The sequence below is a fragment of the Candidatus Endoriftia persephonae genome (assembly GCF_023733635.1).
Lineage (GTDB): Bacteria > Pseudomonadota > Gammaproteobacteria > Chromatiales > Chromatiaceae > Endoriftia > Endoriftia persephonae.
Window position 1 is genome coordinate 2234578 of the sequence record NZ_CP090569.1, and the last position, 13402, is coordinate 2247979.

The 13402-nt window shown below is 59.8% G+C and carries 12 protein-coding genes; all 12 read right to left on the minus strand.

Features of this window, described 5'->3' with window-relative positions:
- Positions 1–67: 67 nt before the first annotated feature.
- Entirely contained in the window at positions 68–592 is a 525-nt protein-coding gene (locus L0Y14_RS10050; RefSeq protein WP_138921928.1) for a DUF2141 domain-containing protein, read from the minus strand.
- 44 nt (positions 593–636) lie between these two features.
- Complete coding sequence (gene pabB / locus L0Y14_RS10055; protein ID WP_005961344.1) at positions 637–2007, minus strand: aminodeoxychorismate synthase component I; 1371 nt, start codon at positions 2005–2007, stop codon at positions 637–639.
- 86 nt (positions 2008–2093) lie between these two features.
- Positions 2094–3389, minus strand: a complete 1296-nt coding sequence (locus tag L0Y14_RS10060) for an adenylosuccinate synthase (RefSeq protein ID WP_006475680.1) — start codon at positions 3387–3389, stop codon at positions 2094–2096.
- A gap of 91 nt (positions 3390–3480) precedes the next feature.
- Positions 3481–4662, minus strand: a complete 1182-nt coding sequence (locus L0Y14_RS10065; RefSeq protein WP_006475681.1) for an ATP phosphoribosyltransferase regulatory subunit — start codon at positions 4660–4662, stop codon at positions 3481–3483.
- Between the two features lie 8 nt (positions 4663–4670).
- Positions 4671–5024 carry a DUF2065 domain-containing protein gene (locus L0Y14_RS16490; RefSeq protein ID WP_305790602.1) on the minus strand — a complete coding sequence of 118 codons (354 nt, stop codon included), beginning with the start codon at positions 5022–5024 and terminating at the stop codon, positions 4671–4673.
- Between the two features lie 116 nt (positions 5025–5140).
- A complete protein-coding gene (hflC, locus tag L0Y14_RS10075; RefSeq protein WP_005961349.1) occupies positions 5141–6007 on the minus strand; it encodes a protease modulator HflC in 867 nt (288 codons plus the stop codon).
- On the minus strand, positions 6007–7164 hold the full coding sequence (gene hflK, locus L0Y14_RS10080) for an FtsH protease activity modulator HflK (protein ID WP_005961350.1): 1158 nt from the start codon (positions 7162–7164) through the stop codon (positions 6007–6009). The genes hflC and hflK overlap by 1 nt, the downstream gene beginning before the upstream one ends.
- 205 nt (positions 7165–7369) lie before the next feature.
- Positions 7370–8653: a ribosome rescue GTPase HflX gene (hflX, locus tag L0Y14_RS10085; protein ID WP_005961351.1), complete on the minus strand. Its 1284-nt coding sequence runs from the start codon at positions 8651–8653 to the stop codon at positions 7370–7372.
- 101 nt (positions 8654–8754) lie between these two features.
- A complete protein-coding gene (gene hfq, locus L0Y14_RS10090) occupies positions 8755–9021 on the minus strand; it encodes an RNA chaperone Hfq (protein WP_005961352.1) in 267 nt (88 codons plus the stop codon).
- Between the two features lie 151 nt (positions 9022–9172).
- Entirely contained in the window at positions 9173–10123 is a 951-nt protein-coding gene (gene miaA / locus L0Y14_RS10095) for a tRNA (adenosine(37)-N6)-dimethylallyltransferase MiaA (RefSeq protein ID WP_006475683.1), read from the minus strand.
- Positions 10124–10125: 2 nt separating this feature from the next.
- The gene (gene mutL / locus L0Y14_RS10100; RefSeq protein ID WP_039959989.1) at positions 10126–11931 is read right to left on the minus strand and encodes a DNA mismatch repair endonuclease MutL; all 1806 of its coding nucleotides are present in this window, start codon (positions 11929–11931) and stop codon (positions 10126–10128) included.
- Positions 11932–12025: 94 nt separating this feature from the next.
- Complete coding sequence (locus L0Y14_RS10105; RefSeq protein WP_305790603.1) at positions 12026–13336, minus strand: N-acetylmuramoyl-L-alanine amidase; 1311 nt, start codon at positions 13334–13336, stop codon at positions 12026–12028.
- Positions 13337–13402: the final 66 nt, after the last annotated feature.

The following is a 13402-nucleotide window of genomic DNA, read 5'->3' on the forward strand; positions in this document are numbered from 1 at the left end:
GCCAAGCCGACCTTAGCTCAAGAGAGAGCCGGCAAAGCCACAAAATCCTCAGGGATAGTCACATTTTTCAGTGAATCTGTGACGGTTCGACAGAATTTTCTTCCCGCTCTTTGAGCAGTGCGTCGCGAAGCCTCTCCAAATGCTGCGCCACAGAGATACGGATCTCGGTGCGCGGCTCTCTGATCTCGAACAGGGCATCCTCGAAACGCACTTTGCCAAACATCAGCACACCATTGTTGGAGATGACATAGGGCTCGCTGGGCATACCGGTCAGCGGAAAAATCTGACGGTTAAGCCGGCGGTCACCATTTTCATCATGGAAACCCGACACCGCATAGCGCCCGGCCGGTATATCGGCGAAGTGCAGCCGCGTTTCGGGCGACCGCGGCTCGACCACCTGCCAGGCATAGGCCTGAAACCCGTCGCTGGCAAAGTCGCTGTCTGTGGCGTATGTCTCCGCATTGTTGTGCAGCGCCACCAGCAGCTTGCCCTCGCTGCTGCGCACATTCTCCAGAGTCACCCACAGCTCAGCGGCTGGCAGTGGCCCCGAAACGAGGCTCCAGAGCACCATCCACCTCGCCAAATATTTCATCTCGACTCTCTCCCTGTATCCTGTCACTGCAGCAAAGCTCTCTTTCAGCTCAGCTCCTGCAGCAACTCGATCTGCGGCGCGACCTTGTACAGGGTTTCCTGATACTCCGCATCGACCTCAGAATCGGCGACGATACCACCACCGGCCCAGAAGCGGATACGCTGGTCGGACCAGACCATGGTGCGGATCGCAATATTGGTATCCATCGCCCCATCGAACCCCAGGTAGCCGATGGCGCCACAATAGACACCACGGCGGTGCGGTTCCAGCTCCTCGATGATCTGCATCGCCCGCAGCTTTGGTGCACCAGTGATCGAGCCGCCAGGCAACGAGGCCTGCAGCAGATCCAGCGCATCCCGGCCTGCTGCCAGCCGTCCCTCGATCTGGCTGACCAGGTGATGCACCCGAGCGAAGGATTCGATCTCGAACAGTCGCTCCACCCGGATACTGCCGGGCCGGCAGACCCGCCCCAGATCATTGCGCAGCAGATCAACGATCATCAGATTCTCAGCCCGATCTTTCTCACTCTGCTGCAGCAGCCGTCTGGATCGGCGGTCCGCCTCAGGGTCGGCAAAGCGCGGGCTGGTGCCCTTGATCGGTGCGCTCTCGACCCGATCCCTACGCAGCCGTAAGAAGCGCTCCGGTGAGGAACTCAGTAGAGTCGAGTCGGGCAGCTGTAGGTAGGCGCCGAATGGGGCCGGGTTGGTGCGTCTCAACCTGAGGTAGAGCGCCCAGGGATCGCCCTCGGCTAGCGCCTCGAAACGCTGCGCAAAATTGACCTGATAGCAGTCGCCATTATGGATGTAGCGCTGGATACGCTCGAAACGCTGCTGATACTCCGCCCGAGTCAGGTTCGAACTGAGTGGGCCGGTGAGCTGAAAGCCGCCTGCCTCTGCGGGCTTCGGGTTGGAAAACAACGCCACCAGTTCATCCCAGCGCTGTTCTGTCCGCGTGTCCCGCCCCTGCCCCAGCAGCCAGCTCGACTCAGCATGATGATCCACCACCAGCGCCCAGTCGTAGAGGCCGATCTGCATCTCCGGCAGCCCCTCCGCATCCTCAGCGAGAGACGGCAGGGATTCAAAGCGTCGCACCAGATCGTAACCAAAATAGCCAATGGCGCCGCCGCAGAAGGGCAGCCCGTCGATGGCCGAGCTGGCAGAGGAGTTGAGCTGCTCACGCAGCAGTTCGAGGGGATTAGCGTTGGAGGTCTGGGTCGAGTCACGTTCCTTGATCCGAGTCTGCCCACCCCGTGTGGTTAGAGTGAGGCAAGGGTCTGCCGCGATGATATCGTAGCGCCCCTGCTGGCTCATGGGCCGGCCGCTATCGAGAAACACCGCCCAGGGCAGATGCCGCACTTCGGCGAACAGCTTGGCGCTGTCGCGATGGTAGGGCAGTCGCTGCAGGCGCGGGGACATGGCTGTCAGAGGGGAGGTAAGACAAACCGAGCTGCGGTCTAGCCAATCGCCACGGCAACCGAAGCTGCCGTGGCAGGCTGTCTCACTCAGACCTCGTAGGGGTTACGACGGATGATGGTCTGGTTGCGATCCGGTCCGGTGGAGATGATGTCGATGGGGGTCTCGGTCAGCTCCTCGACCTTCGCCAAATAGTTGCGAGCCGCCTGTGGCAGCGCGTCGTAGCTGACGGCACCAACCGTGGACTCCTGCCAACCGGGCATCTCGATGAAGATCGGCTCGCACTGCTCGAAGCGGTCGGCGCCCACCGGCGGGGTAGTCACTTCCTTGCCATCGAGCTTGTAGGCAACACAGATCTTCACCCGCTCCATGCCGTCGAGCACGTCGAGCTTGGTGATACAGATACCGCTGACGCTGTTGATATCGAGAGAGCGATTCAGCGCCACCACATCGAGCCAGCCACAACGGCGCTTGCGGCCGGTGGTGGCGCCAAACTCGTGGCCCTTGACCCCCAGGTGCTCGCCATCCTCATCGAACAGCTCGGTGGGGAAAGGCCCGGCGCCGACTCGGGTGGTGTACGCCTTGACGATGCCCAGCACATAATCGAGGTAGCGTGGCCCGACACCGCTACCGGAAGCAGCGCCGCCGGCGGTGGTGTTGGAGGAGGTCACATAGGGGTAGGTACCGTGATCGATGTCGAGCAGCGCACCCTGCGCGCCCTCGAACATCACGCTCTTGCCCGCGCGGCGCAGCTGATGCAGGGTACCGGTGACATCTTCAACCAGCGGCTTGAGCTGCTCGGACTGGGCCAGCAGCTGATCCAGCACCTGCTGATAGTCCACGGTGTCGAAGTTGAAGAGATTCTTCAGCGCAAAGTTATGGTAGTCCATCACCTCTTTCAGGCGGCTGGCGATGTGCGCCTCGTCGAAGATCTCACCCAGGCGGATACCGCGGCGCGAGACCTTGTCCTCATAGGCCGGGCCGATACCACGCCCGGTGGTGCCGATCGCCTTCTTGCCGCGGGCCTTTTCACGGGCACCGTCGAGGGCGATATGGTAGGGCAGGATCAGCGGGCAGGACTCGGAGATACCCATGCGCTCACGGGCTGGCACGCCAGCTTTCTCCAGCATCTCCAGCTCTTCCAGCAGCGCCACAGGTGAGAGCACCACACCGTTGCCGATCAGGCAACGCACACCCTCGCGCAGCACACCGGAAGGAATCAGGTGCAGCACAGTCTGCTCGCCATCGATCACCAGGGTGTGGCCCGCATTGTGACCGCCCTGAAAACGAACTACGGCGGATGCCTTGTCGGTCAGTAGGTCGACAACCTTGCCTTTGCCTTCATCACCCCACTGGGTACCGATAACTACGACGTTCTTTCCCATGCTCTCAGTTCTCATTGGATCGATTGAGGGGCTTTTATACCCGTTTTTGTTAAAATTTGGAAAGCTGGCGCTAACCCTGCGCGGGACCAGCCTAGAGTCTAACCAGCCGCCACTGACCGTCACTGAGCCGCAACTCTTGGATGCAACCCATCTCTTGCGCACCACCCTGTTGTCCCGGCAGACCGCTGATCACCCGCTGCCCTGCGACACGCAACCGCTCTACCTCGGCCGCCAGCGCCGGATCATCAGACCAGGGGGCGAAGATCGCCTCTGGCTGTGGCACATCTGCAGAGTTGCCCAGGCGGATCAGGGTCTTCAGGTCGGTGGAGAAGCCGGTGGCCGGGCGCGCTCGACCAAACACCTTGCCGATCCGGTCGTAGCGACCGCCGCGAGCTATCTCCCTGCCACTACCAGGCACGAAGGCGGCGAATACCACCCCAGTGTGGAAGTGGTAGCCGCGCAGTTCCGCTAAGTCGAAATGGATCGGCAGTTGCGGCAGCCAGATGGCGATCTGATCGGCCATGCGCTGTAGATAGTCGAGCGCCTGCTGCACCGACTGGTCGGCAGCTTTGAGCAGGTGCCGGGCGCGACTCAGGAGGGTAACATCGCCATTCAGTTCGCCGAGCGCCGCGAGCATCGCAGCGACTTCTGCATCCACCTGGAAATCAGCCAGCAATTCCGCCACCTCGGGCAGCGCCTTGCGCTGCAGAGCGTCAAACAGTGCCCGCTCCTGGCTCTCGCTCAGCCCAGCCTGTTGCGCCAATCCACGGTAGATCCCCACATGCCCCAGGTCGAGATAGACCTCTTCGAGGCCGGTCAGCTCGAGGGTCTGCATCATCAGACGCAGAATCTCGACGTCGCTCTCCACCCCGGCGTGGCCATAGAGTTCGGCGCCGATCTGCAGCGGACTGCGGCTGCCGGCAAAACCGTCGGAGCGGGTATGCAGCACGCTGCCGAGATAGCAGAGGCGGGTCGGTTCATCGCGACCGATGTTGTGGGCATCCATGCGCGCCGCCTGGGGGGTGATGTCGGCACGGATACCCAGAGTGCGACCGCTCAGCTGATCGGTCAGCTTAAAGGTCTGCAGATCGAGGTCACTGCCGGTTCCGGTGAGCAGGGCATCGAGAAACTCCACAAACGGCGGGATCACGTAGTCGTAACCCCAGCTGGCAAACAGGTCCAGCAGTTGCCTGCGCCGCCGTTCAACCAGCGCCGCTTCCGGCGGAAGCACCTCTTCGATGCCGTCAGGCAGTATCCAGCTTTCGTTTTGCATTGGATCGCTCATATCACGAAGAAAGAGAGGGCCAGACCACTGAATATACTGATCAGGCCGCTGATGCGCAGCGAGCGGTCATCCATCTGCGCAATACTTAACAACATCCGGCGCATGCTTGCGGGAGCGAGGGAGGGCCAGAGCCCTTCAAGCACCAGCAGCAACGCGAGTGCCGGCCACAAATAATCCACAGTCGCACCTTTTATCGAGGAACCTTTGAACAGATCGCGCGCGGCTGCCTTGTTCCCAAACCAACCACTGCTGCGTTGTACCCAAAGGGCATTTCCTAGGGGCAAAATCCTGGCAATAGCGCGGCCATTACCTGCGATTTCCACCTTGCAGCGGATGATCCGGCTCCACAATTCAGCTCATGCCGATTGATTCAGTGGCCCCATAAAAAAACCGGGTACTCCCGGCCTGTGTTAGGCCCGCCAGATGGCGGGCCGCTGCATATTTTCCCAAAGCGTCCGACGCTTGTCTATTTCCCCTTTTGACTCTTCAGATAGCGGAAGAAGTCGGAGTCAGGTTGCAACACCATCACATCAGCACGGCTATTAAAGCTGTTGCGATAGGCGTTGAGGCTGCGATAGAAGGCATAGAACTCAGCGTCTGCCTGATAGGCATTGGCGTAGATCCGCGCCGCCTTGGCATCGCCCTCGCCTCGCAGCTTCTCCGACTCTCTATAGGCGTCGGCCTGAATGACTACTTGCTGGCGATCGGCGTCGGCGCGGATCCGCTCCGCCGCCTCAGCGCCTTTGGCACGCAGGTCCCGCGCCACCCGCTCACGCTCGGCACTCATACGGCCGTAAACCGATTCGGAAACCTCCGGCGGTAGATCAATCTGCTTGACCCGCACATCGATTACCTCGACACCCAATTCTGATGCCTTGGCGTCGGCATCTTTGGTCAGCAGGGACATGATCTCGGTGCGATCACCGGAGATGACCTCTTGGATGGTGCGTTTACCAAACTCATTGCGCAGACTGGTATTGATCCGCGCCGCCAGTAACCGCGAGGTCTTGGCATCACTACCGCCGGTGGAGCGATAGAATTGTGCCACGTTGGCGATACGCCACTTGGCGTAAGAGTCGACGATCACGTCCTTTTTCTCAAGGGTGAGGAAGCGCTCGGGGCGCGCATCCAGGGTCTGGATGCGTCCATCGTACTTCTTCACGTCGTTGAGAATCGGCACCCGCCAGTGCAGGCCGGGCTCGTAATCACTGTCGATGATCTCACCCAGGCGCAGCTTGAGCGCCATCTCCCACTGGTTGACAGTGAACGTAAAGGCGTAGATCAGGACCGCCAAGCCGGCGGCGGCGGGCAGCAGTATCTTGATGTTCTTCACTAGCGGACCCTCCTGCCACGGCTGTTTTCGCGGACATCCCGCCTAGCCGGCGGCGCCTGTGTGGCGGCAGGTTTGTAAGGCTTGTACTGAGGTGCAGCAGCCCCGTCGCCAGCACTCTGGATGATCTTGTCGAGCGGCAGATACATCAGGCTGTTACTCCCTTCACTGTCGAGCATCACCTTGCTGGTCTGTGACAACATCTGCTCCACCGCATCGATATAGAGACGTTCACGGGTGACCTGCGGGGCCTTTTTATACTCCCCAAGCACGGCCAGGAAACGGCTGCTTTCACCGATCGCCTCGGCAATCACCCGCTCGCGATAAGCCTGGGCATCCGACAGCTGACGGGCTGCCGCACCACGCGCCCTCGGCACCACCTCGTTGGCATAGGCTTCGGCCTGGTTCTCTTGACGCTCCTTGTCCTCACGCGCCTTGATGGCGTCATCGAAGGCCGCTTTGACCTGCTCCGGCGGCTTCGCAGCCTCAATGTTGACACTGGTGATCTCGAGGCCGGTCTTATAATTGTTGACCATATCTTGCGCGGCACTCTTGATACGGTCGGAAATCGCACTACGGCCCTCGGTGAGAATGAAGTCGAGGTTACTTTTACCGATAATCTCACGCACCGCGGTCTCAACCGCATCTCGCAGGGTCTTCTCCGGATTCTGATCCTGGAACAGATAGTCCCCAGCATCCTGGATGCGAGACTGCACCGTCAGCTGCACATCGACGATATTCTCATCCCGGGTAAGCATCTGTGCCTTGTGGGGAAACGAGGAGATCTGATCAACATTGACCTTGTAGACATTTTCGATGGGAAACGGAAGATGCCAGTGAGGGCCTGGCTGGGTGGTATCAGCATAGGCGCCGAAGCGCAACACCACGCCGCGCTCAGCTGGCTCGATAATGTAGATGCCGGAACCGATCCAGACCAACAGGGCAACCAGCGCGATCAGCCCGACGCCGACAGCACCAGGCCCACCGCTGGCACCGCCGCCAGCGCGGTCGGAACCTGAGGATTTACCGCCCCCAAAGATTCCGCCAAACTTCGCCTGCAGCTTCTTCACTACCTCGTCCAGGTCGGGGGGACCCTGGTCACCGCCGCCTTTGCCACCCCAGGGGTCTTGATTACCGCCACCCGGTTCATTCCAGGCCATCTATCACTCCCAACACGCTGAAATCCGGGCGCAACCCAGAATTGTTTGTATCAAAACTCGCACGCCATCCGCCACGATTCCGGATGATCAGCCAGAGCCTGACCTCATACTGGAGAGCCAAAGGCCTCACGCCACCGGCTCTCCCCTGTAAATAATAAGGGCTGGCATTCTAACAGCCCCTTAGATGGAGGGGAACGGAATATCTTCAGCCTATCAGGCGCCCCTTTAGTTCAGGCACCTCTTTTAGCAGCCGTTCAAACTCAAGCTCCGCCATGTCGACCTGCATCTCCCAGCCACCATCATCGCAGCCAGTGTCGGCCAGCACGTCACTACGATTGTAGAGCAGTGAACGCAGTCTCCCATCTCCGGCCTGCAGGCGCACCCCTTTTTGCACATGGTTTCTACGAAAAAATTCAGTCAGTGCCTGCCGCAGCAATCCGATCCCCTCACCGCTCCTTGCCGAGAGCCAGACACGGCGAATCCGTCCATTCTCATCACGTTCGAGCCGCGACGCGGCCCCTTCCTGCAGGTCGATCTTGTTGTAGATCTCGATCTGATCGATCTCATGGGCACCGATCTGTTGCAACACATCGTTCACTTCAGCGATGCAGTGTTCGCGCTGATGACTGGCGACATCGATCACGTGCAGCAGCAGGGAGGCCTCTGTGGTCTCCTGCAGAGTCGACTTAAAGGCTGCCACCAGATCGTGGGGGAGTTTGCTGATAAATCCCACGGTATCGGCCAGTACCACCGCACCTTCGCCTTTCAGCTGCAGCCGGCGCAGGGTTGGATCAAGGGTGGCAAAGAGTTGGTCTGCCACGTAGACCCCGGAGCCCACCAGGGTGTTGAAGAGGGTCGATTTGCCTGCGTTAGTATAGCCGACTAGGGAGACCGTCGGCACATCCGCCTTGGCCCGGCTGCGTCGCCCCTGCTCGCGCTGCATCTCGACCTTCGCCAGCCGTTTGCGGATCTGTTCGATGCGCTGATTCAGCAGGCGGCGGTCAGTCTCGAGTTGAGTCTCGCCTGGTCCGCGCAGGCCGATACCGCCCTTCTGTCGCTCCAAGTGTGTCCAGCCCCGCACCAGGCGGGTGGAGAGATGGCGCAGCTGCGCCAGTTCGACTTGGAGTTTGCCCTCGAAGGAGCGGGCGCGCTGGGCGAAGATATCGAGGATCAGTCCGGTGCGGTCGATCACCCGGCATTTGAACTCGCGCTCCAGATTGCGCTCCTGACTCGGCGACAGAGTATGATCGAAGATCACCAGTTCAGCCGCTTCCGCCTCCACCTGCTGGCGAATTTCCTCGCTCTTACCACGTCCGACAAACAGCCGTGGGTCGGGATGGGAGCGGCTGCCCCCCACCATCGCAACCGGCTGTGCACCAGCGGAGAGAGCGAGATCGGAAAATTCCTCGATCTCTTCCGGGTCGCTGACACGCCCTAGGTCGAGATGTACCAGGATCGCCCGTTCACCCGATTTGGGTCGTTCAAACATTTAAGGATTGGCAAGAGTTGGGGGAGGGAATAAAGAAATTCGCGCCCAAGCCAGAACAGACATGTCCCGACCCAATGGCGCGCAAGCTATGAATGATCGGCTCAGAAGTTACCGCCGGAAGAATCCGGAGCACTATCCGCCGATGTATCGTTGTGTGGCAGGCGAACATTGCGCGCCGGCACCACAGTGGAGATTGCATGTTTGTAAACCATCTGGCTTACGCTGTTTTTCAACAACACAACAAACTGGTCAAAAGATTCAATCTGCCCCTGAAGCTTGATTCCATTCACGAGGAAGATCGAAACCGGAATCCGCTCCTTTCGCAACGCGTTCAAAAAAGGGTCTTGTAAGCTCTGCCCTTTAGACATTGAAGTACTCCTTATTGTCTTTGTTCACTTAACCGGGACGCTCGATTTTGAGTGAATTCATTGAAATCACCCCCCAGTACTGTCGGAATTGTAGCACAGAGACCAACGGCAGTCGGCAAATTGTCTCCGGAATAATAGCGAGGTAATCGGCTCAGTTAGCTCCGTGATCGATGAAATTCACGATCAGTTCCCGAGCCTGCCCCAGCAGATCAGGCACCTCTTCATCGAGCCATATAAGCTCTTTGTCGGCCCGCAGCCAGGTAAACTGGCGTTTGGCCAGTTGCCGGGTGGCGATGATGCCCCGTTCGATCATCTCCTCCCGGCTGCACTCACCCTGGAGATATTTGATCATCTGGCGATATCCGACAGAGCGCATCGACGGAAGTTCCGGGCTCAGATCCCCGCGTCCGATTAGGCCGGCCACCTCCTGTTCAAAGCCCGCCTCCAGCATGCGCTGAAAGCGCAGCGCGATACGCTGATGCAGCTGTGCCCGCTCACGCGGCGCCCTGACCAGTTTCAGCAGACGGAAAGGCAGTGGCTCTGCCTGCCGCTCCGCCTGCAGTTCACTCAGCGGCCTACCGGTGATCGAGATCACCTCCAGGGCACGCAGCACACGTTGCGGATCATTGGGGTGGATCTTCGCTGCACTCACCGCATCCAGCTGCTGCAGACGTTGATGCAGTTTTTGGATACCCAGGACGCGCATCTCTGCATCCAGTCGGGCACGCAGCACAGGGTCGGCGGCAGGTAGCTCTGCCAGGCCATGCTCGAGCGCACGAAAATAGAGCATGCTGCCCCCCACCAGCAGCGGGATATTGCCCGCCTCGGTGATCTCGGCCATCGCTTGCAGCGCGTCCTGGCGGAATGCGGCGGCGGAGTAGACCTCAACCGGATCGACAATATCGATCAGACGATGCGGCGCCCGCTGCAGCAACTCGGCATCAGGCTTGGCAGTGCCTATATCCATGCCCCGGTAGACCAGCGCCGAGTCGACACTGATGATCTCCAGCGGCAACCGCTGTACCAGCTCCACCGCCAGCTCGGTCTTGCCCGAAGCAGTTGGCCCCATCAGGAAGATCGCCGGCGGCAGCACTTGATCCATCACTATTGGCCCCGCATGAAGAGCTTGTCGAGCTCACTCATCGACAGCTGCACCCAGGTCGGCCGACCGTGGTTACACTGGTCGGCCCGCTCGGTTCGCTCCATATCCCGCAACAGACTGTTCATCTCCTCCCGGTTCAGGCGGCGATTGGCCCGCACCGAACCATGACATGCCATGGTCGCCAACATCTTGTCGATCTCCTCCTGCACCCGCCGGCTCTCACCGAACTCCACCAGGTCGGTGATCACATCCCGCACCAGCTGCTCCGCATCTGCGCCCTGCAGCAGGGCCGGAATGCCCCGCACCGCCAGCGACTCTTTGCCTAGCCGGCTAAGTTCGATACCCACCTCGCGTAGCAGCTCGCTGTGGGCCTCGGCCAAATCAACCTCACGACTGCTCAGGTTGAGCGAGATCGGCACCAACAGCGGCTGGCCGGTCACACCCTGCCCCGCATAGCTGCGTTTGAAGCGCTCGTAGGTGATCCGCTCATGGGCGGCATGCATGTCGACCAACACCAGCCCCTGCTGGTTCTCTGCAAGAATGTAGACGCCGCCCACCTGGGCCAGGGCATAACCGAGCGGCTGCGATGCATCATTCTCGCCGGCTGCCGGCCCGGGACTCTGCGCCGGTTGCTGGGCGCGAAAGCTAGCCTGATAAGAGCTGGGACGTTCCTGCACCCGCCAGGCGGTGGAGGCAGCTGCTGCCGACGGCGTATCCATCGTCAGTCGCTGCTGTTCCAAAGCCGGCTCGCGGGGCGCCTCCGGGAGTGGTGTCTGCATCTCCTCCGGGGATGGCTGGCCGCCACCGGGACGGGTCTCTGACAAGGCATGGTGCAGACCGCGAAACAGAAAGTCGTGCACCAGGCGACCCTCACGAAACCGCACCTCATGCTTAGTCGGATGTACATTGACGTCGACCTTGCTCGGATCGATCTCGAGGAACAGCACATAGGCCGGATGGCGACCGTGGTAGAGCACATCCTGAAACGCTTGGCGGATTGCATGAGTCACCAGCTTGTCTCTCACCATGCGGTTATTGACGTAGAAAAACTGCATGTCAGCCTGGCTGCGGGAGAAGCTCGGCCGGGCCACCCAGCCGGAGAGGCGCAGCGACAGCACCTCATGTTCGATATGCAAGGCATTCTTCAGGAACTCGCCCCCCATCACATCACTGATACGCCGCTCCTGATCACGACGATCCTGGCAGGCAGGCAGGCTCAGCAACTGGCGGCGATTGTGTTGCAGATGGAAGGCGACATCGAAACGGGCCAGCGCCAGCCGCCTGACCAGGGTCTCAATATGACCAAACTCGGTCTTTTCGGTGCGCAGGAACTTGCGCCGGGCCGGCGTATTGAAAAACAGGTCAACCACCTCGACCCGGGTTCCCTGGGGCAACGCTGCCGGCACCGGCGCCTGCAGATTGTCGCCGCCATCCCCGCTCACCTCCCAGCCATGCGCCGCACCGCTGGCCAGCGAGGCCAGCTTCAGCCGGGAGACCGAACTAATGCTGGGCAGGGCCTCACCGCGAAACCCCATGCTGTGGATCTGTTCGAGATCATCCAGGCTGGCGATCTTGCTGGTGGCATGGCGTGACAGCGCCAAAGTCAGCTCATCCTTATGGATGCCGACACCATTGTCCCGCACCTGAATCCGCTTGATCCCCCCCTGTTCAACCTCAATCTCGATACGGGTGGCGCCGGCATCCAGGCTGTTTTCGATCAACTCCTTGGCCACCGAAGCGGGTCGCTCTACCACCTCACCGGCGGCGATCTGGTTGATCAGTTGGGTCGGAAGGGTATGTATCGACATGATGGATGACAGCAAACAGCTCCCTGGACAGAACTCGGATCGATAATCCGCCATTCTGCCACGGGGAGCCGTCCTGGTAATCTAAAAAAGCAGTTTAGCTGCCGGGGATCTCAAGCACCTGACCGATCTGGATGCGGTCACCCTCGATCGCATTATAGTTGCGCAGCCGGCTCAGGCTGACCTGATATCGGCGGGCGATCTTGGTCAGAGTGTCACCACGACCGATGATATGCCGGGTCGGCTCACGATTGTGATGCGCCGCCAGCCAGGTGCCGGGCGGGGGCTGAAAACGGAAGTAATTGTCGATACCCGACGCCAAAGCCTTGGCCAGCCTGTTCTGGTGAGCGGCATCTTTCAGACGACCCTCCTCCTTCGGACTGGAGATAAACGCTGTCTCCACCAGAATCGACGGAATATCGGGTGACTTAAGCACTACAAAACCAGCCTGTTGCACTTTACGTTTATGCACTTTGCCAAGGTGCTTAAGGTTTTTCAGTACACGATCGGCTGCCTCTGAACTGGCCTGCAGTGTGCCGATCTGGGAGAGATCCAAAAGCACCGAAGCGAGCGTATCATCGCGGTCATCCAATGATACGCCACCAATCAGGTCGGCACTATTCTCTTTTTCCGCCAGCCAGCGCGCCGCTTCACTGGACGCCCCTTTGCGCGAGAGGGTATAGACTGACGCCCCGGTAACTTTGGAATCACGGAACGAGTCGGCGTGGATCGATATAAACAGGTCCGCCCGATGGCGACGCGCAATCTTCATGCGTTTGCGCAAACCGAGATAGTAGTCTCCGTTGCGTACCAGTACGCCGCGCATCCCTTTCCGCCGGTTGATCTGCTTGACCAGCTTGCGGGCAATCGCTAACACCACATCTTTTTCATAGGTGCCGTGTTTGCCTCGCGCACCCGGATCCTCACCACCATGCCCGGCATCCACAGCGATTACCACATCCCGTTCCCCAGCATTCGCAAGAGCCTTGACCGGGATCGAGCGCTTCGCCGCCGACTTGCCTTTCTCATAGAGGTCAACCACCAGCCGGTGGCCATACTGGCGATTTGGCTTGAGCAGGAAACTCTTGGGTTTCACCGCCCCCTTCAGATCGAGCACCACCCGAACATCCTGCTTGCCCCTGGTTGCGGAGCGCAGCCCCGTGATAAAGCTATCGTTTTCAGGGGTGGGCAATTTGACGCCCAGTTTGGCGCTCTTGAGATCGAGCACCAGACGATGTGGTTTGTCCAGAGTAAACAGATTGTGTTGCAGCACCGAATCGGTATCAAACACCAGACGCACATGATCGGGGGCCGACCAGATGCGCAGACTCTTGATCACGCTCTGTCCGGCATGTAGCGACAGGCTCCATACGAGCATGGCTATGAACAGTAATACGGATTTATTCATCCCCAGCAGTCCTGCTTCACGACATTTAATCAAAAAATAGCACGCGGTCTCGTTTTTTCCAATCTT